Here is a 20732-nt window from a genome sequence, read left to right as displayed (position 1 = left end):
GGTGGACGGTGGCGGGCGATGGCGGCGGCGGCGTCAGATCGGCCGGGTCTCGTCGACATCGGTCGAGCGGCGCTGCGGCGCCAGCAGCAGGCTGGTGGCCAGCGGCCACAGCAGCGCCTCGATCGCCGGCGCCAGCAGCAGCGGCCAGCCCGGCAGCGGCGCGCCCATCGCCAGCCGGATCAGCACCGGCACCGCGTGGGCGATAAACAGCAGCGGCAGCACGTGCAGCGCCTGGGTATAGACCGTGAACCACAGCACGCGGCGGTGGATGGTGATGGCGAAATAGGCCAGCAGCGTGTACGCCAGCGCATGCTCGCCCAGCAGCCGGGCATCGTGCACGTCCATCAGCAGGCCGAGCAGGAAGGCCACGCCCATGCCTACCTTGCGCGGCTGGTGGATGTTCCAGAACACCAGCACCAGCGCCACCATGTCCGGGATCCACAGCGTGGTGCCCCACGGCATCAGGTTGAACAGGAACGCCAGCACGAAGCTGAAGGCGATAAAGGCCGGGTTGACCGGCCGCAGCAGGTATTGGGGATTGGTCACCGTGGTGCCTCCTTGGCGGGCGGCGCCTTGCCGGCCGCGGCGCTGTCGGCGGCGGCGCGCGCCGCGGCGGACTTGGCGCCCTTGACCGGCGCTTCCGGCCGGGCCTCGACCGCTTCGCGCGCCGGGATGTTGGCGTCGTAGCGCACCACCAGCAGCTGGCGGTGCGCGCGCACGCCGGCCACCGGCTCGCAATAGACGCGCGAGAACGCGGTATCGGCCTTGCGCTCGATCTGCACGATCTTCGCCACCGGCAGGCCCGGCGGATAGGTGCCGTCCAGGCCCGAGGTCACCAGCAGGTCGCCCTGCTGCAGGTCGGCGGCGGCGGCCATGAAGCGCAGGTCCAGGTGGCCCGCGCGCGCGCCGCCGAAGGCCACGCTGCGCAGGCCGTTGCGCACCACCTGCACCGGAATCGCCTGGTCCTTGTCGGTCAGCAGCGTCACCTCGGACTGGAACGGCGACACCCGCGTCACCTGCCCGACCACGCCGCGCTCGTCGATCACCGGATAGCCGGCGCGCAGGCCGTGCTGGCTGCCCTTGTCGATGACGATGCGCTGGCTGTACGGGTCGCGCGCGTCATACAGGATCTCGGCCGCGGTTACCGGCGTGGCCGACTGCTGCGCCAGCCCCAGCAGCTTGCGCAGCTGGTGGTTCTCGGCCTCGAGCTGCGCCTGGCGCACCGAGGCCTGGGCCTGCTGCACCGCGTTCTGGCGCAGCTCGCGGTTCTCGGTGGCGAGCATCGCCGACGACTGCGCATAGTCGAACATGGTGCGCAGCGCGTCGCGCGGCGCCAGCACCAGGCGCTCGACCGGCATCAGCACGGTGGCCGCAACCTGCCGGCCCACGCGCAGCGCGTCGAAACGGGCATCGACCACCAGCAGCGCCAGCGCGATGCCCACGTACAGGACCAGCCTGGCGACGGCCGAGGTGCCTTGCTTGAAGAGCGGCGGAGGGGAGTAATCCATTTACCCGAACAAAGGCCGGAGGCCACGCGGAAACGCCCCGCCGCCCGCCGTGCCGCGCCCCGGCCCCTGGCGGGGACAGGCGCGGCACGGTCGGGCGGCGGGAGCTGCCAGGGCCCGGCCCCGGCGGATGAGGCGCCGCGACGCCGCCATGATCGGTCGATCCGGCAGGCCGCGCATCGCCACGTGAGCGTCCTTCTTACTCGTAGGAGAAGATGCTGCCCAGCTTGTCCATGCGTTCCAGCGCCATGCCGGAGCCGCGCACCACGCAGGTGAGCGGGTCTTCGGCGACCAGCACCGGCAAGCCGGTTTCCTCGGCCAGCAGGCGGTCCAGGTCGCGCAGCAGCGCGCCGCCGCCAGTCAGCATCATGCCGCGCTCGGCGATGTCGGCACCCAGTTCGGGCGGGGTCTGTTCCAGCGCGATCTTCACCGCGGACACGATCTGGTTCAGCGGATCGGTCAGGGCTTCCAGGATTTCATTGGACGACACCGTGAAGGCGCGCGGGATGCCTTCGGACAGGTTGCGGCCCTTGACTTCCATCTCGCGGACTTCGGAGCCCGGGAAGGCCGAGCCGATTTCCTTCTTGATGGCCTCGGCGGTCTGTTCGCCGATCAGCATGCCGTAGTTGCGGCGGATGTAGTTGACGATGGCCTCGTCGAACTTGTCGCCGCCGACGCGCACCGAACCCTTGTAGACCATGCCGCCCAGCGAGATGATGCCGACCTCGGTGGTGCCACCGCCGATGTCCACAACCATCGAGCCCGACGGCTCCGACACCGGCAGGCCGGCGCCGATCGCAGCCGACATCGGCTCCTCGATCAGGTACACCTGGCTGGCGCCGGCGCCCAGCGCCGATTCGCGGATGGCGCGGCGCTCGACCTGGGTCGAGCCGCACGGCACGCAGATGATGATGCGCGGGCTCGGGCGCAGCAGCTTGCTGTCATGCACCATCTTGATGAATTGCTTGAGCATCTGCTCGGTCACGGTGAAGTCGGCGATCACGCCGTCCTTCATCGGGCGGATCGCCTCGATGTTGCCCGGCACCTTGCCCAGCATCTGCTTGGCTTCCTTGCCCACCGCCGTGATGGTCTTCTTGGCGTTGGGGCCGCCTTCCTGGCGGATCGCAACGACCGAGGGCTCGTCCAGCACGATGCCCTTGTCGCGCATGTAGATCAGCGTGTTGGCGGTGCCGAGGTCGATCGCCAGGTCGTTGGAGAAATAGCTGCGGAGAAATCCGAACATCAGGAATCCTGTCTGTGATGGGGTTCGCGGGTAGGCGAAGCGGCCGGCGCCGCGAGCGGCCCGGCCACGAAATGGGTTGTGTTGCGTTGAATACGGAATGGTTCTCGGCTTCCCGCTCCGCCCGCCGCCCGGGCCGGAGGCTGTCCGGCCGGATCGGAATGGGATCGGTACCGCCGGCGCACCGCGCGCGCCGGCCCTACGGGAACCTTTGATTAGACCCCGCAGAAAAGTTCGCGGAAATGTGCAGGCGCCGGCGCATCATGCTGGTTGTCGCGCAGCACGCGAGGACCGGCGGCAAGGCCTAATCAGAGGACCCAGGTTTGCCCTTCGGGCGCCTTCGGACACCGGGCGCGGAAGCGCCGGCCGCAGGCCATGTGGCGTAGGCGTTGCCAAAGGTCGGTAACTCGCAATGATACCTTATAATTCTGGCGGCTTCGGGCGTTTACAGCCTGAAAATACCTGCAATTCTGACGACTGCGGCGTGCCCTGCGGCCAAGCTCCGGGCCACACGACGCAGCGGCCCCGTGAGCCAGCCGGCGCAGCCCGCGCCGCCCCTTCGTATCCCAGTATCCGAGCATCCGAGCATCGACCCACCACGCCATGGCCCTCGACCTATCCGACGTCAAGCGCATTGCCCACCTCGCCCGCATCGAAACCAGCGATGACGAAGCCGCCCAGACGCTTGCGCAGCTGAACAACTTTTTCTCGCTGGTCGAGCAGATGCAGGCGGTCGACACCACCGGCATCGAGCCGCTGGCGCATCCGCTGTCGGCGGTGCGCGACATGGTCCAGCGCCTGCGCGAGGACGTGGTCACCGAAGCCGACCGCCGCGCCGACTACCAGCGCCCCGCGCCGGCCACCGAAAACGGCCTGTACCTGGTGCCCAAGGTCATCGAATGACCGTTGCCCGGGCCGTGCCGCCAACCGCGCCACGGTCCGCCCGCCAGTACAACACCCCTGATGCCAACCGACTGTCATGCCCTTTTCCGCTGATTCCGTGACCTCCCTGCGCCAGCTTGCCGACGCCCTGGCCGCGCGCACCGTCTCCGCCGAGGAACTCGCGCGCGAGTACCTGGCCCGCATCGAGCAGGCCGCCGCGCTCAACGCCTTTATCCACGTCGATGCCGAGCTGACCCTGGCCCAGGCGCGCGCCGCCGACGCACGCCGCGCGCGCGGCGAGGCCGCGCCGCTGACCGGCGTGCCGGTCGCGCACAAGGATGTGTTCGTCACGCGCGGCTGGCGCGCCACCGCCGGCTCGAAGATGCTGGGCAACTATGAAAGCCCGTTCGACGCCACCGTGGTCGAGCGCATGGCCGCCGCCGGCATGGTCACGCTGGGCAAGACCAATATGGACGAATTCGCGATGGGCTCGTCCAACGAGAATTCGCATTTCGGCCCGGTACGCAACCCGTGGGACGCCAGCCGCGTGCCCGGCGGCTCGTCGGGCGGCTCGGCCGCGGCCGTCGCCGCCGGCCTGGCACCGGCCGCCACCGGCACCGACACCGGCGGCTCGATCCGCCAGCCGGCATCGTTCTCGGGCATCACCGGCATCAAGCCGACCTACGGCCGCGTGTCGCGCTACGGCATGATCGCCTTTGCCTCGTCGCTGGACCAGGGCGGCCCGATGGCCCACACCGCCGAGGACTGCGCGCTGCTGCTCAACGCCATGGCCGGCTTCGACCCGAAGGACTCGACCAGCATCCCGCCCGCGCAGGGCGGCGTGGACGAGGACTACACCCGCCTGCTGGGCCAGCCGCGCGCCGGCGCCAGCGCCGAGCGCCCGCTGGCGGGCCTGCGCATCGGCCTGCCCAGGGAGTACTTCGGCAAGGGCCTGGCGGCCGACGTCGAGCAGGCCGTGCGCGCGGCGCTGGCCGAGTACGAGAAGCTGGGCGCGACGCTGGTCGAAGTGTCGCTGCCCAAGACCGAGCTGTCGATCCCGGTGTACTACGTGATCGCGCCGGCCGAGGCCTCGTCCAACCTGTCGCGCTTCGACGGCGTGCGCTACGGCCACCGCGCCGCCGAGTACCGCGACCTGCTCGACATGTACAAGAAGACCCGCGCCGAAGGCTTCGGCGCCGAGGTCAAGCGCCGCATCATGGTCGGCACCTACGTGCTGTCGCACGGCTACTACGACGCCTACTACCTGCAGGCACAGAAGATCCGCCGCATCATCGCCGACGACTTCCAGCGCGCCTTCGCCCAGTGCGACGTGATCATGGGCCCGGTGGCGCCGACGGTGGCGTGGAAGCTGGGCGAGAAGACCTCGGACCCGGTGCAGATGTACCTGGCCGACATCTTCACGCTGTCGACCAGCCTGGCCGGCCTGCCCGGCATGAGCGTGCCGTGCGGCTTCGGCGAGGGCAACATGCCCGTCGGCCTGCAGCTGATCGGCAACTACTTCGACGAGGCGCGCCTGCTGCAGGCCGCCCATGCGTTCCAGCAGGCGACCGACTGGCACCTGCGCCGCCCCGCCAAGGCCTGACCATGACCCGCGCCCTGCTCCGCCTGCTCGCCGCCGCGGCGCTGACCGCGCTGGTGGCCGGCTGCATCCAGCTGCCGATCATCGGCAAGCCCACGCCGATCGCCAGCCGCGACATCGACCTGGCCGGCGACTGCCGCCGCACCGAGGAAGACGGCTTCCGCGAAGACGCGCAGCTGCGCATTGCGGACAACAGCGTGCAGCAGCTGTCGTGGAAGCTGTGGGTCGGCAAGCGCGGCTCGTGCAGCTTCAACCTGGCCGAATTCCGCCAGGTCCAGAAGAAGCCGCATATCGAGCTGCGCGCCAACGACGGCAGCGGCTGCAAGCTGATGGTGTGGCAAGACCCGCGCCGCGTCACGCTGGCGCACGCCAATTGCCAGCAGCGCTGCACCCCGGGCATCTATGAAGAGGCCTGGCCCGTGATGTTCGAGCCGGGCACCGGCGCCTGCGCCCGCACGCGCTGAAGCCACAGTCGCCACCGAAGCCACAGCAGCCGGCCATGGTCCACGCCCACCTCCCCCCGCAACACGCGCCGCGCGCCGCCCGTCCGGCGGGCGCGTGGCTGCGCGCCGCGGTGGCGCTGGGCTTTGGCACGTGGCTGGCCTGCGCCGCGGCGCATACGCCGGACCTGACGGCACCCGCACTGGACGCGCCGGCACCGCTGACGCCGGCGGGCGTGCTGGCGCCAAACGCCGTGAGCCGGGCCGCGCCCGCCTCGTCGGCAGCCGCCAGAACTGCAGTCGCGCCCGTGCCCGCGCAGCGGGTCCAGCTGCGCGGCGATGCCGCCACGCCGGCGCTGAGCGCCTACTGGTTCCTGCCGCGCGAAGGCGCCACGCCGCGCGCGCTGCCGGTGGTGGTGGCGCTGCACGGCTGCGGCGGCCTGCTGGCGCAGCGCGCCGCGCGTGACGGCACCGCAGGGACAACCGCGACGGCAGCGGGCACCGACACCGCCGATGTTGCCGCGCTGCTGCAGCAACGCTACCGCGAATACGCGCATTGGCTCACCGAACGCGGCTACGCGGTGCTGATGCCCGACAGCTTCAGCGCGCGCGGCAGGCCGCACGGCATTTGCGCCGAGCCCATCGACAACCGCGCCATCGACGACCGCACCCGCCGCGCCGACGCGCTCGCCGCGCTGCGCTGGGTGGCGCAGCAACCCGCCGTGGACGCGTCGCGCATCGTGCTGCTGGGCTGGTCGAACGGCGCGCAGGCGGTGCTGGCCACCGTCGACGCCAGCCGCCCGTGGCCGGCCGGCACGCCGCCGGTCGAGCGCGCGGTGGCGTTCTATCCGGGCTGCAAGCGCGCGGTGCAGCAGCACAGCTTCCGCCTGCGCTCGCCGCTGCTGCTGATGATCGGCGGCGCCGACGACTGGACCCCGGCGACCCGCTGCGCCATGCTGCAGAGCGCGGTACAGGCGCGCCAGCCGGGCGCGCGCTTCCGGCTGGAGATCTACCCCGGCGCCTATCACGGCTTCGACGGCACCAGCGAGCTGCATCGGCGCACCGACGTGCCTGCCGCCGCCATGCGCAAGAGCCAGAGCGTCACCGTCGGCGGCGACGCGGTAGCGCGCGTGGCCGCGCTGGCCCAGCTCGACTCCTGGCTGGCCAGCCCCGACCCCTGACGACCACGCCATAACCAGACAGAACACCGGGGCAGCGCTGCCGCTCCCCCGCAACAGACAACACCGAAAGAACCGAACAGGAATACCGCCATGCAATGGGAAGTGGTGATCGGCCTCGAAACGCACGCGCAGCTGTCGACGGCCTCCAAGATTTTTTCCGGCACCTCCACCGCCTTCGGCGCCGAGGCCAACACGCAGGCATCGCCGGTGGACCTGGCGCTGCCGGGCGTGCTGCCGGTGCTGAACCAGGGCGCGGTCGAGCGCGCGATCCAGTTCGGCCTGGCGATCGGCGCCACCATCGCGCCGCGCAGCGTCTTTGCGCGCAAGAACTACTTCTACCCCGACCTGCCCAAGGGCTACCAGATCAGCCAGTATGAGATCCCGGTGGTGCAGGGCGGCACCATCACCATCCAGGTCGAGGGCAAGCAGGGCGAGTCCTACGAAAAGACCGTCAACCTGACGCGCGCGCACCTGGAAGAAGACGCGGGCAAGTCGCTGCACGAGGACTTTGCCGGCATGACCGGCATCGACCTGAACCGTGCCGGCACGCCGCTGCTGGAAATCGTCACCGAGCCCGACATGCGCAGCGCCGCCGAAGCGGTGGCCTACGCCAAGGCACTGCACTCGCTGGTGGTGTGGCTGGGCATCTGCGACGGCAACATGCAGGAAGGCAGCTTCCGCTGCGACGCCAACGTCTCGGTGCGCCCGCTCGGCCAGAAGGAATTCGGCACGCGCCGCGAGATCAAGAACCTGAACTCGTTCCGCTTCCTGCAGCAGGCCATCGAATACGAAGTGCAGTGGCAGATCGCCGAGATCGAGGACGGCCGCAAGATCCAGCAGGCCACCGTGCTGTTCGATCCGGACACCGGCGAAACCCGCGCCATGCGCACCAAGGAAGATGCACACGACTACCGCTACTTCCCCGACCCGGACCTGATGCCGCTGGAGATCGACGCCGGCTGGATCGAACGCGTGCGCGGCGAACTGCCGGAGCTGCCGGCCGCGATGCAGGCGCGCTTTGTCTCGCAATACGGCCTGTCGGCGTATGACGCGACCACGCTGACCGCAACCAAGGCATTCGCTGCCTACTACGAGGCCATGCTCGCCGATGCCGGCGCCGCCAACGCCAAGCCCGCCGCCAACTGGCTGATGGGCGACGTGGCCTCGCAGCTGAACCGCGAAGGCATCGCCATCGATGCCGCCCCGGTCACGCCGGCGCAGCTGGCCAGGCTGCTGGCGCGCATCGCCGACGGCACGGTCTCGAACAACACCGCCAAGAAGGACGTGTTCCCGGCGATGTGGGCAGGCGAGCACGGCGGCGATGCCGATGCCATCATCGCCGCCAAGGGCCTGAAGCAGATGTCCGACAGCGGCGAGCTGGAGAAGATCATCGACGACGTGCTGGCGGCCAATGCCAAGTCGGTCGAGGAATTCCGCTCGGGCAAGGAAAAGGCATTCAACGCGCTGGTCGGACAGGCGATGAAGGCGACCAAGGGCAAGGCCAATCCGGCGCAGGTGAATGAACTGCTGAGGAAGAAGCTGGGCTGAGTGCAGTCACTCGCCGGGTGGTTTGCTCGCCTCTCCCGCTTGCGGGAGAGGGAGCACGCCCACGGTCCACTAAGGCGTTGCGTACACCGACACGCCCGTCACATCCCCGCCCTCCCCCGCACCGTCTCCTCCAGCAAAGACCTCAGCTTCGCCAGCGCCCCCGGATCCCCGTGTGCCGCGGAGCGCGCGTACCAGATCTTCGCCTGCTCGATATCCTTTTCGACCACGCCCGGCTCGCCGCGCTCGTAGAAACTGCCGACGATGTACTGCGCACCGCCATCCCCCGCGCTTGCCGCGCGCTGGTACCACGCAAACGCCTGCGCGTAGTCGCGCGGCACGCCGCGGCCGGTGAAGTAGTTCGTCGCCAGTTCCATCTGCGCCTGCACGTGGCCGCCCTGTGCCGCGCGCTCATACCAGCGGTTCGCCTCTTCCAGCGATTTCGGCACCAGCTCGCCGCGCTCGTACAGGTCGCCCCAGGTGTATTGCGCATGGGTCATGCCGTTGTCGGCTGCCTTGCGCAGCCACACCAGCGCTTCTTGCGGCTGCGCGGCGGTGCCCTCGCCGCGCAGCAGCATCATCGCGTAGTTGAATTGCGCGAGGCGGTTGCCCTGGCGCGCGGCGGCGGAGAAACCCTGCAGAGCCTGGTCGAAGCGGCCCGACTCGTAGGCCGCGACAGCGTCGCGGGTCTGCGCCTGCGCCGGCGCGGGCGGCTGCGGTGCCGCGGCGGCGGGTGGCAACACCAGCCACGCGCAAAACGCGCCGGCCAGCACGGCGGCATGCGGGAAACGGGCTTTCGACATGGCGGACTCCGGCGCGAGGCCTTCTGTGCTTCAGTGTAGGAGTACGCCGAGGTGCCCGGTAGCGACCGATTATCTACACGAATAATCAAATAGCTGAGATTTCAGACAGCATAATTCTTCGCACAAATAACTCGAGCGCTGGCTCAGATCCACCCCGCGCGGTGCAGCCGCCGCCACAACGCGCCGCAGGCCACCGCGGTCACACCGATAACGGCCGGGTACGCGTAGTGGACTTTGAGCTCAGGCATGAAATCGAAATTCATGCCGTACAGGCTGAACACCACCGTCGGGATTGCCAGGATCGCGCCCCAGCCGGCCAGCCGCTTGACCACTTCGTTCTGCCCGACGGTCACCAGCGCCAGGTTGACCTGCACCGCGGTGGTCAGCATTTCGCGCACCACGTCGAGCGTGCGCACCAGCCGGCTGGCGTGGTCTTCGATATCGCGGAAATAGGCGCGCAGCTCCTTCGGCACCAGTTGTTCGTGCAGCCGGATCAGCTGGCCGCACATGTCTTCGACCGGACTGACCGCATTGCGCAGGCGCAGCACCTGGCGCTTGACCTGGTACAGGCGCTCGATCGCGGCGCGGTCGAACTCGTCGCGAAAGATGCCCTGCTCGAGCGCCTCGAAGTTGTCCTCCAGGCGCGTGACGATGGGCAGGTAGTGGTCGACGACGAAGTCCATCAGCGCGTACAGCACATAGCCAGGCCCGTTGGCCAGGCCGTGCGGGTCGTGTTCGCAGCGCTCGCGCACCGGCGTATAGGTGCTGCTGGCCCCATGGCGGACCGAGACCACGTAGTTGGGGCCGACGAACAGGTGGGTCTCGCCGACCACGACTTCGTCCTGCACCAGCTGCGCGGTGTTGAGCACCACGAACACGGAATCGCCGTAGGCCTCGAGCTTGGGACGCTGGTGCGCGTTGGTCGCGTCTTCAACCGCGAGGTCGTGCAGGCCGAAGGCCTGCTGCGCCTGCCGCAGCAGCGCCAGGTCTGGCTCGTGCAGGCCCAGCCAGACGAAGGTGCCGGGCACCGCCAGCACCGCCGGGATTTCCTCCATGCCTACCGTGCCGAGCCGCTTGCCCTGCCGGTAGGCCACGCAATTGACGATGGCGCCCATGGAAACTCCGCTGATCAGATGGCGCAATCGTAACAAGGCTTTGCACGATGCCCGCGCCGCGCGATGCCGAGGCCGCGCAAGCCGCGCCGGCCACACTTGCGCCGCGCCACCGGCTCGCGCATGGAGCCCACGCGCCACCTGCGGTACATATCGATCCAATTGTTACAGTTCGCGACAGATACGACGTTAGAATGTGGCATTTCCACGGTCACCCGGCTATGTCCCAGAAGAAAACGCCACGCTTCGAGCTGCGCAGTGGCAACGTCGACGCCCTCCTTCTCGCCCTCCAGACCGCCGACATGGCTGCGCTGCGGGATGACCTCCTCACCCGCTTCGAAGCCACCCCCGACTTCTTCTCCAATGACGTGATCGCGCTGGACCTGCGCGCGCTCGACGATGACAGCGAAGTCGCGCTCGGCACCGTGATCGACACGCTGGCCACGCTCAAGGCCCGCGCCATCGGCGTGGTGGCCCGTGCCGGCCAGCGCGAGTGGGCCGAGCGCTTCGGCCTGCCGCTGCTCGACAGCCAGGCCCGCCGCAACGGCGCCGCCGAGCGTGCCGCCGAGGCCAAGGCCGCTGCCGCGGCGGAACAGGCCGCCGCCGAACAGGCGGCGCGTGAAGAAGGCGCCCGTGCCGCGGCCCAGGCAGCCACCGACGCCGCCGTCGCCGCGGCCGTGCGCCAGACCCAGACCCTACTGATCGACAAGCCGCTGCGCTCCGGCCAGCAGGTCTACGCGCATGGCGACGTGGTCATCATGGACGTGGTCAGCTACGGTGCCGAGGTCATCGCCGAAGGCAACATCCATATCTATGCCCCGCTGCGCGGCCGTGCGCTGGCGGGGGTCAAGGGCAACACCGCCGCGCGCATCTTCAGCACGTGCATGGAGCCCGAACTGATTTCCATCGCCGGCATCTACCGGACCGCGGAGCAGACGCTTCCGGCCGATGTGCACGGCAAGACCGCCCAGGTGCGCCTGGCCGATGAAAAACTGATCCTCGAAGCGCTGCGGCTCAAGTAACCGCGGCGCTCATCGGGACCGGATCACAGAGAGCGCAAGCTTCAACTTATTACTGGACCAAAGAGCCATGGCAAAAATCATCGTTGTGACCTCCGGCAAGGGAGGCGTCGGCAAGACCACCACCAGCGCCAGCTTTGCCGCCGGCCTGGCCCTGCGCGGCCACAAGACTGCCGTGATCGACTTCGACGTCGGCCTGCGCAACCTCGACCTGATCATGGGTTGCGAACGCCGCGTGGTGTATGACCTGATCAACGTGGTGCAGGGCGAAGCCAACCTGCGCCAGGCGCTGATCAAGGACAAGAAGTGCGAGAACCTGTTCATCCTGCCGGCCTCGCAGACGCGTGACAAGGACGCGCTGACCAAGGAAGGCGTGGAGAAGGTCATCAACGGCCTGATCGAGATGGACTTCGAGTACATCGTCTGCGATTCGCCCGCCGGCATCGAGTCAGGCGCGCTGATGGCGATGTACTTTGCCGATGAGGCCCTGATCGTCACCAACCCGGAAGTGTCGTCGGTGCGCGATTCGGACCGCATCCTCGGCATCCTGTCGTCCAAGACCAAGCGCGCCAGCGAGGGCGGCGACCCGATCAAGGAACACCTGCTGATCACCCGCTACAACCCCAAGCGCGTGCATGGCGGCGAGATGCTGTCGCTGACCGACATCCAGGAAATCCTGCGCATCAAGCTGATCGGCGTGGTGCCGGAATCGGAAGCGGTGCTGCACGCCTCCAACCAGGGCACGCCCGCCATCCACCTGGAAGGCAGCGACGTGGCCGACGCCTATGGCGACGTGGTGGACCGCTTCCTCGGCAAGGACAAGCCGATGCGTTTCACCGACTACCAGAAGCCGGGGCTGTTCTCGCGCATCTTCGGCAACAAGTAACGGTCAAGGAGGGCTCACCCCATGTCGATCCTTTCCTTCCTGCTGGGAGAGAAGAAGAAGTCCGCGTCGGTCGCGAAGGAGCGGCTGCAGATCATCCTGGCGCACGAGCGCACCGGCCATTCCGCCCCCGCCGACTACCTGCCCGCGCTGCAGCGCGAGCTGGTGGCGGTGATCTCCAAGTACGTCAAGATCGGCGACCAGGACCTGCGCGTCAGCCTGGAACGCCAGGACAACCTCGAGGTGCTCGAGGTCAAGATCGAGATCCCGCAGCACTGAGCACGGGACCCGGCAGCGCCGGGTCCATGCGGGGCTCGTCGCCCCGCCCCTTCCTTCTTTCTTCCCCCTTTTTCCTCCTCCTTCCCCACTTCCGCTCCAACGCCCCGCCGCCGTGCCAGCGCGCCGCCGAGGCTTCTCCACAGCGCTGCCGCAGGCCCCAAATGCAGAATTCTGTAGCGGCCAGACAACGGAATTGCACCAATTTCCTGCTTGAAAGCGCGGCTCCACGGAGTTTTGTGTCCTTGTTCCTTACGTTTTGTTAAATTTTCGCGGCGTTTACAGGAAACGTAGACCTTATCCCCGCCGTGATCCGGCGAAGGGCACAGTACAAGACAGAAAAGGAGCACCATGAAGAAATCGGCCATCGTCCTCGCAGCCGGCAGCCTGTTGGCAGGTTCGGCTTTCGCACAATCCTCCGTCACCCTGTACGGCATCGTCGACCAGAGCATCCGCTTCCAGACGAACGCGAACGCCAACAATGACAACTCGTGGGAACTGACCAACGGCGCCGTCACCAACAGCCGCTGGGGCATCAAGGGCAGCGAAGCCCTGGGCAACAACCTGAAGGCGATCTTCCAGCTGGAAAATGGCTTTGATCCGGACACCGGCCGCGCCAACCAGAATGGCCGCCTGTTCGGTCGTCAGGCCTACGTGGGCCTGAGCGGTGACTTCGGCACGATCAAGCTGGGCCGCCAGTACACCGAAGGCTTTAACTTCTTCGGCGACTACGATCCGCTGACCATCGGCAACTACACCAACAACGCCTGGCCGTTCTTCCTGACCAACTTCCGTAACGACAACGTCGTCAGCTACGGCGGCAAGTTCGGCGGCCTGGACGTCGGCGCCAGCTACGGCTTCGGTGAGCAGGCTGGCAGCATGAGCCAGAACCAGTACTGGGGCGCTCGCGCCGCGTACACCTTCGGTCCGTTCGGCATCGGCGGCGTGTACCAGGAAGTGCGTAATCTCACCGGCGAGAAGCAGCAGATGTGGGGCGCTGCCGGTAAGTACTCGATCGGGCCGGCCAAGGTGTTCCTGGGTTACATCGGCGGCAAGGACCGCACCGGTTCGGTGGATGCCTCGCTGAACTTCACGGGCGGCGCCACGCTGAACCCGATCCCGGCTGGCGGCAACGCTGCAGCCAACCCGCGCAAGGACACCATCGGCTACATCGGCGTGACCTACCAGGCCACCCCGGCGCTGGCCCTGACCGGCGTGTTCTACGGCGACTACGTCGAAAACGTCAACGGCGTGAACGACAACAACGGCCGCCGCTACACCGGCGTGCTGCTGGCCGAGTACTCGCTGTCCAAGCGCACCCAGGTCTACGGCACGGTTGACTTCAACAAGGTTTCGGGCGGCACCATCACCGAAATGCCTGGCCGTAACAACCAGACCGGCGCTGCCGTCGGTATCCGCCACATCTTCTGATCGATACCTGATTGGCAGTCACTGGCAAAAGGCACCTTCGGGTGCCTTTTTTCATGGGCGCGGCCGGCGCCGCAGCCACAGGTACCAGCCGGCCTGCGCGGCTTCGCCCTGCATCGGCTGCAGCGGCACCAGCAGACCGCCATGGCGCGCCACCACGCGCTGCGCGCACAGCAGCGCCGGTCCGGGCCGGGCCAGTTGCGATGCGGCTGCGTCATCGGCGGGCTGGAACACGATCGACAGCGCCACGCCGCCGGCATGGCCGCGGCACGCGGTGCGCAAGGCCGTGCCATGCGCCGCCGCCGCGATGGCGCTCGCCAGCAGCCATTGCAGCGTGCCGGCGAGCATCCCCGCGTCGCCGCCGATGCGCGGCAGGCGCCCGGCCGGGCGTTCGAGCCGGATGCCGGCCGCGCCGGCCTCGGTCCAGACCCGGTCGAGCGCTTCATCGAGCAAAGTGTCCATGGCGAGCCGCCGCATCCGATAGGCATGCCGCGTTTCGCGCAGCAGCCGGTTCAGGTCGTCGATATGGCGCAGCGAGCGGCGCGCATGGCCGTCCACCTGCGCCAGCAGCGCCGCATCGGCCTGCGACCGGGTCTGGCGCAGCGCCAGCCACGCCAGCAGCGAGGCATTGGGCTCGCGCAGGTCGTGGCCCAGCGCATGCAGCAGCATGTCGTGCACGGCGGCCGGATCGCGCACGTCGCAGCCGCCTGCCGGCGCCTGCACCGCAGCTCCGCTGCGGCTGCGTCGCGCCAGCCAGCAGCCGCCCAGACACCACGCCGCGGCAAGCAGCGCAAGGCGCAGCGGGCGCGCCGTCATGCGGCGGCCCGCTCGGCGTGTGCCAGGCGCTCAAGCCGGTACCCGTGCGTATAGACCGGGGTCAGCCGCATGCCGCGCCCGGCCTGCAGCCCGAGCTTGCTGCGCACGCGCGACACGTGGGTATCGATGGTGCGCGACATCGGCGAGATCTCGCGGCCCCAGACCGCGGCGGTGATGTGGTCGCGCGTGACGATGCGTCCCTCGTGGCGGAACAGCAGCACCGCAAGATCGAACTCCTTGGGCGTCAGGCCGATCGGCTGCCCGTTGCAGGTGACCCGGCGCAACGCGCAGTCGAAGGCGTAGTCGCCCAATCGCAGCGGCGCGTGCGGCGACGCCTGCGCGGGATACGCGCGCCGCAGCAGGCATTCGATGCGTGCGGCCAGCTCGGCCGGACGGATCGGCTTGACCATGTAGTCATCGGCGCCCGCGGCGAGCGCGCTGACGATGTCGTGCTCGGCATCGCGGCAGCTCAGGAACATGACCGGGATGCGCCGGTCCAGGTGGGTGCGCACCCAGGCCAGCACCTCGCGCCCGGACAGGTCCGGCATCTGCCAGTCCAGCAGCAGCAGGTCGAAGCCGGCGTCGCGCAGCGCCAGCAGCAGGCGCCGGCTTTCGCTGAAGCTGACGCATTCGAATCCCGCGCTGGCGACGACCTGGCGGATCAGCGCCGCATCCGCGGGCGCGTCCTCGAGCGATGCAATGCGCGGTGCCGTTTTCTTTCCCATGTTGCCTCCGACGTAGCTGGCCATCAGCGGGACATTTAATCCGGTGTAGCGGCCCGCCCGAATAGGAAAGCGCTCAATCTCGCCTTTCAACAATCTTTTACTTCTCGCCTCAGCGGGCCGCTCCTACCATGGGCTTCGCTGCGGTGCGACCCGTGCCCGCACAACCTGTTTGTCGAGCTGTGTCCATCCCGGCGGCGCACTGCGGTGCGTCCGCGCACAGGAGCCACGTCCGTGAAGATCGCCGCGCTGCAGGCGGACCCCACCCTCGCCGTCAGCATCGAACAGACCCTGCGCCTGAACGGCCACCAGTGCACGCGCTACCTCAGCGGGCGCGCCGTGATCGGCGCGCTGCGCGGCAGATCGTTCGACCTGCTGATGCTGGATTGCGATACGCCGGGCCTGCCGGCATTGGAAGTACTGGCGTGGGTGCGCCGCATGCTGGGCCCCGAGATGCCGGTGATGCTGACCGGAACCTCTAACGAAGAAGGCTTTGTCGCGGCCTGCCTGGCGCAGGGCGCGGACAGCTACGTGCCCAAGCCGCTGCGCACCGCGGAACTGGCCGCGCGCGTGCTGGCGCTGCTGCGCCGCGCGCGGCCGGCGAGCGCGGATTGCGACCTGGAACACGGGCCGTTCCGCTTTGCCACCGCCGAGCGGCAGGTGTGGGTGCAGGGCAAGCCGGTGCTGCTGGCTCCGAAGGAATTCGACCTGGCGGTGCTGCTGTTCCGCAACCTGGGCTCGCTGGTGCTGCGCCAGACCATGGTCGACCAGGTCTGGCGCTACCACATGGACGCCGCTTCGCGCACGGTGGACAGCCACCTGTCGCGCGTGCGCACCAAGCTGGCGCTGTGGCCGCACAACGGCGTGCGGCTGTCGTCGGTGTACGGGCTGGGCAGCCGGCTCGATGCGGCCTAGCGCTTCTGCGGCGCCGGCACGCCGGGCTGGGTGATTCAGTCAGCCTTGATGCCGGCTTCCCTGACGATGCGGGCGTTCTCCGCGGATTCTTCGCGGATGGCCTTGGCAAACTGCGCCGGCGTGCCGCCGGTCGGCACTTCGCCGCCCTTGAGCAGGCGCTCATGCACTTCCGGCTCGGCCAGCGCCTTGTTCAGCTCGGCGTTCAGCCGGTTGATGATGGCCGCGGGAGTCTTGCCCGGCGCGAACACACCGAAGGTGGAGGTCAGGTTGGCCTTGGGGTAGCCCAGCTCGGCCAGCGTCGGCACGGCGGGCAGGCTCTCCAGGCGCTTGGGCGCGCCCACCGCCAGCGCGCGCAGGCGGCCCGCCTGCATATGCTGGCTCAGCACCGGGCTGGCGTTGGTGCTCATCACCTCGAACTGGCCGCCGAGCGCATCGTTCATCTGCTGGCCCGCGCCCTTGTACGGGATCAGCACGATGTCGGCCTTCGATTTCTGCTTGACCTGTTCCAGCACCACATGGCCGACCGTGCCCAGGCCCGACGTGGCCCAGCGTACCGAACCCGGTTTGGTGCTGGCCTGGCCGACCACGTCGGCAAAGCTCTTGCCGCTGAACGCGGAAGTCGCGACCACCAGCACCGGCGAGTACATCACGCTCATCACCGGCGCCACGTCCTTCTGCGGATCGTAGTTGACGCGGCCGACATACGGATTCAGCGTCAGCGGGCTGGTGGCGGCGAAGCCGAGCGTGTAGCCGTCCGGCGCTGCCTTGGCCACCGCATCGATGCCGATGCTGCCGCCCGCGCCGGCCTTGTTCTCGACCACCACCGAGTTGCCCATCTGCGCCGACAGGCGCTCGCCGAGCGCGCGCGCGACGGTGTCGCTGATGCCGCCGGTGGGATAGGCGACGATCAGGCGGATCGGGCGGCTGGGATAGGCGTCGGCCGCGGCGGCCGTAACGTGGGTCAGTGCGGTGCCAGCGAAGACGCACGCTGCGGCCAGCAGCGACGGGCGGAAGGGGAAGGCCATGATGGGAAAGCGGGAGAGATTCGACGGAAGCGGCCGCGCGGCGGCAACGGGCCGGCGCGGCGCGGAACAGCCGCTATCTTAGCCGATCATGCGGCGCGTTCAGCGCTCCAGCGGCCGCTCCGGCACCCACGAGACGAACAGCTCGTTGGCGCGATCATAGAGCCGCCAGCCCGTGCCGCAGTCGCGGCAGCAGAACGACAACATGCTGTACGGCACTCCGGCGGCACTCTGGGTGACTACCGGGGCCGTGCCGCGCAGCGCAAGGCAGGCGGGCGGCTCGCGCCGGCGCGGATCGTCGGCCAGCGCCAGGCAGCGCTCGCAGGGCGGCGTGGCGGGGGCGGAAGGGTCTGGGGCGGCTGGCATCGTCGGCGGCGTCGGCGGAAACGGGGCAGGTCTGTCTTGAGTGCCCGCCATGATGCCGCAAAATTCCGCGCGACAGCAGCACCCTTCGCGGATGACATCAGGCCGCCTGCGTGCGCGCCACCGTGGCTGGCGCCGCCGCGCGCTGGCCAAGCCACACGCTGCCCAGCACCAGCAGCGCGCCGGCCGCCTGCACCGCGGTCAGTGCCTGCCCCAGCACCAGGAAGCCGAGCACGGTGGCGCTGACCGGACTGAGCAGGCCCAGCGCCGCCACCGCCGCCGGCGCCATGCGCCCTACCCCGCGAAACCACAGCGCGTAGCTGAAACCGGCGCCGACGATGCTGAGCCACGCGTAGCCCAGCCAGTTGACCAGCGTGAAATGACCCGGCAGCGGTTCCAGCACCAGCGCGAACGGCAGCAGGAACAGCCCGCCTGCGCACAACTGCCATGCCGTCAGCACCAGCGGCGAGACCGGCGGCCGCCAGTGCCGCGTCAGCACCGTGCCCACCGCCATCGACACCGCTCCCGCAGCCGCCGCAGCGACGCCGACGGCATCCAGCCGGGCGGCCGGTCCGAGCACCAGCAGCGCCACGCCGAGCAGCCCGCCCGCGCCGGCCATCCACGCGGCGGGGCGCGGCCGCGCGCCCAGCCAGGCCCACGCCAGCACCACCACGATCAGCGGCTGGATCGCCCCGACCGTGGCCGCCACGCCGCCCGGCAGGCGGTAGGCGGCGATGAACAGCATCGCCTGGAAGAAGCCGATATTGAGCACGCCCAGTACCGCCGCGCGCCACCACCACCCGCCCTGCGGCAGTTGCCGGCCGATGGCGAGCATCGCCAGGCCGGCCGGCAGCGCCCGGATCACGCCGGAAAGCAAGGGCTGCCCAGGCGGCAGCCACTGACTCGTCACCAGATACGTGCTGCCCCAGATCGCGGGGGCCAGGCCGGTCAGCAGGATATCCCGCAACCCCACACCGGCCGCCGCAGTCGTCGAAACGCTGTTCGCCTTCATGTCGATATTCTTGATGTCAAGATAAATCACTTTACGAAGGCGATCGGTTGATGTCAAGATACTTCGCTCACCCTTGCACCTGTATCCCCTGCCCTGATGACCGCCCGCCGCAAACCCGAAGACGCGCCCGACCATGTCGACGGCATCCTCGCCCAATGGGCGCGCGAACGGCCCGATCTCGATGCCTCGCCGATGGGCATCCTGGGGCGGCTGGGCCGGCTCAATCGCCATACCGGCCGGGCGATCGAGGCCGCGCTGGGCGCGACCGGGCTGCAGCCGTGGGAGTTCGATGTGCTGGCGACGCTGCGGCGTGCCGGGCCGCCCTATGCGCTGTCGCCGGGCGCGCTGATCGGTTCGCTGATGATCACGTCGGGCACCATGACCAACCGGCTCGACCACCTCGAGCGGGCCGGGCTGGTACGGCGCGAGCCCAATCCGGAAGACCGGCGCGGACTGCTGGTGGCGCTGACCGACGCCGGCCGCGAGCGCGTCGACCACGCGGTGGAGCTGCACGTGGCCAACGAGCACCGCCTGCTGGAAGGGCTGACCGCGACGGAGCGCGCGCAGCTGGCCGCGCTGCTGCGCCGCTGGCTGCGCATGTTCGAGCCGCCATCGGGCGATGGCGGCGAAGGCAAGTCGGGCGACTGAATTAGTCGACTGAGCTGCGCTTCAAGCGCGCTGCGGGCGTTCGCGCAGGTCCGGCAGGAATACCGTCAGCAGCCCCAGCAGCGGCAGGTAGGCGCAGTACTCGTACACCGCACGGATGCCGTGCGTATCGGCCATGCCGCCCAGCACCGCGGCGCCGATGCCGCCCATGCCGAAGGCAAAGCCGAAGAACAGCCCCGAGACCATGCCGACCTTGCCCGGGATCAGCTCCTGCGCGAACACCAGGATCGCCGAGAACGCCGAGGCCAGGATAAAGCCGATGATGAAGGTCAGCACCGTGGTCCAGAACAGGCCCACGTGCGGCAGCAGCAGCGTGAACGGCGCCACGCCCAGGATCGAGGCCCAGATCACGCGCTTGCGGCCGATGCGGTCGCCGATCGGGCCGCCCAGGATGGTGCCGGCGGCGACCGCGAACAGGAACAGGAACAGGTGCAGCTGCGCGTCCTGGCGCGCCAGCGCGAAGCGCTCCATCAGGTAGAAGGTGTAGTACGAGGTCAGGCTGGCCATGTAGAAGTACTTGGAGAACACCAGCACCATCAGCACCACCATGGCCCGCACCACCACGCGCGTCGCCACCGGGCTGGCCGAGGCGCCAGGGGCCTTGCGCTTGCGCGCGCCCTGCGCCAACTGGCGCGCGTACCAGCCGCCGATGCGCCACAGCACCACGATGCCCACCAGCGCCGCCAGCGAGAACCACGCCAGGCTGGCCTGCTGGTGCACGATCAACGCCGCCAGCAGCGGGCCCATGGCGCTGCCGCCGTTGCCCCCGACCTGGAAGATCGACTGCGCCAGCCCGTGCTGCCCGCCCGACGCCATGCGCGCCACGCGCGACGACTCCGGGTGGAAGATCGACGAACCCGTGCCGACCAGCGCCGCGGCCACCAGCAGCACGCCATAGCTGGGCGCCACTGACAGCAGCAGCAGGCCGGCCAGCGTAAAGGCCATCGCCACGGCCAGCGAATGCGGCTTGGGATGCTTGTCGGTGTACAGCCCCACCACCGGCTGCAGCAGCGACGCGGTGACCTGGTAGGTCATGGTCAGCAGCCCGATCTGGGTGAAGCTGAGGTTGAAGCCGCCCTTCAGCATCGGATAGATCGCCAGGATCAACGACTGGATCATGTCGTTGAGAAAGTGGGCGAAGCTGATCGCGGACAGCACGCGGAAGCCGGTGCGTTCCGCCTGCGGGGACGGAGCAAGCGAGGGGGTCGCGGGGGCTGCGCCAGCCGGCGCGGAGTCGATGGTTGTGCTCATTGGCGGCTCTCGACAAACGGAAAGCGGCCAGCGGGGGCGCCGGCCGGGAAG

Annotated in this window: 22 protein-coding genes; 11 read left to right on the top strand and 11 right to left on the bottom strand. The window is 69.0% G+C overall.

What is annotated here, in order from left to right:
- Positions 1-33 precede the first annotated feature (33 nt).
- The 3 genes from mreD to CBM2588_RS01660 all read right to left on the bottom strand — a co-directional run bounded on the left by mreD (position 34) and on the right by CBM2588_RS01660 (position 2748).
- Entirely contained in the window at positions 34-546 is a 513-nt protein-coding gene (gene mreD / locus CBM2588_RS01670; protein ID WP_012351397.1) for a rod shape-determining protein MreD, read from the bottom strand.
- Positions 543-1508, bottom strand: coding sequence for a rod shape-determining protein MreC (gene mreC / locus CBM2588_RS01665; protein WP_115679083.1), 966 nt, complete (start codon positions 1506-1508; stop codon positions 543-545). Before mreC ends, mreD begins: the two co-directional genes overlap by 4 nt.
- Before the next feature lie 196 nt (positions 1509-1704).
- A complete protein-coding gene (locus tag CBM2588_RS01660; RefSeq protein WP_008648066.1) occupies positions 1705-2748 on the bottom strand; it encodes a rod shape-determining protein in 1044 nt (347 codons plus the stop codon).
- A 600-nt stretch (positions 2749-3348) separates the two neighbouring features.
- Between CBM2588_RS01660 and gatC the strand changes: the two genes are divergently transcribed.
- From gatC to gatB, 5 genes are all read left to right on the top strand, one after another.
- The gene (gene gatC, locus CBM2588_RS01655; RefSeq protein WP_018006687.1) at positions 3349-3648 is read left to right on the top strand and encodes an Asp-tRNA(Asn)/Glu-tRNA(Gln) amidotransferase subunit GatC; all 300 of its coding nucleotides are present in this window, start codon (positions 3349-3351) and stop codon (positions 3646-3648) included.
- 76 nt (positions 3649-3724) lie between these two features.
- On the top strand, positions 3725-5230 hold the full coding sequence (gene gatA / locus CBM2588_RS01650; RefSeq protein WP_115679082.1) for an Asp-tRNA(Asn)/Glu-tRNA(Gln) amidotransferase subunit GatA: 1506 nt from the start codon (positions 3725-3727) through the stop codon (positions 5228-5230).
- Between the two features lie 2 nt (positions 5231-5232).
- Positions 5233-5691 (top strand): hypothetical protein, encoded by a 459-nt coding sequence (locus CBM2588_RS01645; RefSeq protein WP_115679081.1) that lies wholly within the window; start codon positions 5233-5235, stop codon positions 5689-5691.
- A gap of 35 nt (positions 5692-5726) precedes the next feature.
- On the top strand, positions 5727-6848 hold the full coding sequence (locus tag CBM2588_RS01640) for a dienelactone hydrolase family protein (protein WP_115679080.1): 1122 nt from the start codon (positions 5727-5729) through the stop codon (positions 6846-6848).
- A 90-nt stretch (positions 6849-6938) separates the two neighbouring features.
- Complete coding sequence (gatB, locus tag CBM2588_RS01635) at positions 6939-8396, top strand: Asp-tRNA(Asn)/Glu-tRNA(Gln) amidotransferase subunit GatB (protein WP_115679079.1); 1458 nt, start codon at positions 6939-6941, stop codon at positions 8394-8396.
- Between the two features lie 98 nt (positions 8397-8494).
- Here gatB and CBM2588_RS01630 read toward each other — a convergent pair whose 3' ends face one another.
- On the bottom strand, positions 8495-9196 hold the full coding sequence (locus CBM2588_RS01630; RefSeq protein WP_115679078.1) for a tetratricopeptide repeat protein: 702 nt from the start codon (positions 9194-9196) through the stop codon (positions 8495-8497).
- Between the two features lie 143 nt (positions 9197-9339).
- Positions 9340-10311, bottom strand: coding sequence for a magnesium and cobalt transport protein CorA (locus tag CBM2588_RS01625; RefSeq protein WP_115679077.1), 972 nt, complete (start codon positions 10309-10311; stop codon positions 9340-9342).
- A gap of 218 nt (positions 10312-10529) precedes the next feature.
- Here CBM2588_RS01625 and minC point away from each other — a divergent pair, with 218 nt between their 5' ends.
- From minC to CBM2588_RS01605, 4 genes are all read left to right on the top strand, one after another.
- Positions 10530-11330, top strand: a complete 801-nt coding sequence (gene minC, locus CBM2588_RS01620; RefSeq protein WP_115679076.1) for a septum site-determining protein MinC — start codon at positions 10530-10532, stop codon at positions 11328-11330.
- A 67-nt stretch (positions 11331-11397) separates the two neighbouring features.
- Complete coding sequence (gene minD / locus CBM2588_RS01615; RefSeq protein WP_029047801.1) at positions 11398-12213, top strand: septum site-determining protein MinD; 816 nt, start codon at positions 11398-11400, stop codon at positions 12211-12213.
- 21 nt (positions 12214-12234) lie between these two features.
- Positions 12235-12489 (top strand): cell division topological specificity factor MinE, encoded by a 255-nt coding sequence (gene minE, locus CBM2588_RS01610; RefSeq protein WP_012351386.1) that lies wholly within the window; start codon positions 12235-12237, stop codon positions 12487-12489.
- 348 nt (positions 12490-12837) lie between these two features.
- Positions 12838-13917, top strand: a complete 1080-nt coding sequence (locus CBM2588_RS01605; protein WP_115679075.1) for a porin — start codon at positions 12838-12840, stop codon at positions 13915-13917.
- Between the two features lie 51 nt (positions 13918-13968).
- Here CBM2588_RS01605 and CBM2588_RS01600 read toward each other — a convergent pair whose 3' ends face one another.
- Complete coding sequence (locus CBM2588_RS01600) at positions 13969-14730, bottom strand: HAMP domain-containing histidine kinase (protein WP_115679074.1); 762 nt, start codon at positions 14728-14730, stop codon at positions 13969-13971.
- Entirely contained in the window at positions 14727-15455 is a 729-nt protein-coding gene (locus tag CBM2588_RS01595) for a response regulator transcription factor (protein ID WP_115681359.1), read from the bottom strand. Before CBM2588_RS01595 ends, CBM2588_RS01600 begins: the two co-directional genes overlap by 4 nt.
- 231 nt (positions 15456-15686) lie before the next feature.
- On the opposite strand from CBM2588_RS01595, the gene CBM2588_RS01590 reads away from it, so the two are divergent.
- Entirely contained in the window at positions 15687-16367 is a 681-nt protein-coding gene (locus tag CBM2588_RS01590) for a response regulator transcription factor (protein ID WP_115679073.1), read from the top strand.
- Positions 16368-16402: 35 nt separating this feature from the next.
- Here the strand turns inward: CBM2588_RS01590 and CBM2588_RS01585 are convergent, their stop codons facing one another.
- The 3 genes from CBM2588_RS01585 to CBM2588_RS01575 all read right to left on the bottom strand — a co-directional run bounded on the left by CBM2588_RS01585 (position 16403) and on the right by CBM2588_RS01575 (position 18764).
- Positions 16403-17392, bottom strand: a complete 990-nt coding sequence (locus CBM2588_RS01585) for a Bug family tripartite tricarboxylate transporter substrate binding protein (RefSeq protein WP_115679072.1) — start codon at positions 17390-17392, stop codon at positions 16403-16405.
- A 99-nt stretch (positions 17393-17491) separates the two neighbouring features.
- Positions 17492-17755 (bottom strand): hypothetical protein, encoded by a 264-nt coding sequence (locus tag CBM2588_RS01580; protein ID WP_172583500.1) that lies wholly within the window; start codon positions 17753-17755, stop codon positions 17492-17494.
- Positions 17756-17852: 97 nt separating this feature from the next.
- Positions 17853-18764 carry an EamA family transporter gene (locus CBM2588_RS01575; RefSeq protein WP_115681358.1) on the bottom strand — a complete coding sequence of 304 codons (912 nt, stop codon included), beginning with the start codon at positions 18762-18764 and terminating at the stop codon, positions 17853-17855.
- A gap of 96 nt (positions 18765-18860) precedes the next feature.
- Between CBM2588_RS01575 and CBM2588_RS01570 the strand changes: the two genes are divergently transcribed.
- Positions 18861-19412, top strand: a complete 552-nt coding sequence (locus tag CBM2588_RS01570) for a MarR family winged helix-turn-helix transcriptional regulator (RefSeq protein ID WP_115679070.1) — start codon at positions 18861-18863, stop codon at positions 19410-19412.
- Positions 19413-19433: 21 nt separating this feature from the next.
- Here CBM2588_RS01570 and CBM2588_RS01565 read toward each other — a convergent pair whose 3' ends face one another.
- Positions 19434-20681, bottom strand: a complete 1248-nt coding sequence (locus tag CBM2588_RS01565) for an MFS transporter (RefSeq protein ID WP_172583546.1) — start codon at positions 20679-20681, stop codon at positions 19434-19436.
- Positions 20682-20732 lie beyond the last annotated feature (51 nt).

It is taken from the genome of Cupriavidus taiwanensis, assembly GCF_900250075.1.
GTDB classification, from domain to species: domain Bacteria; phylum Pseudomonadota; class Gammaproteobacteria; order Burkholderiales; family Burkholderiaceae; genus Cupriavidus; species Cupriavidus taiwanensis_C.
This window is presented reverse-complemented; position numbering and strand designations above follow the sequence as displayed.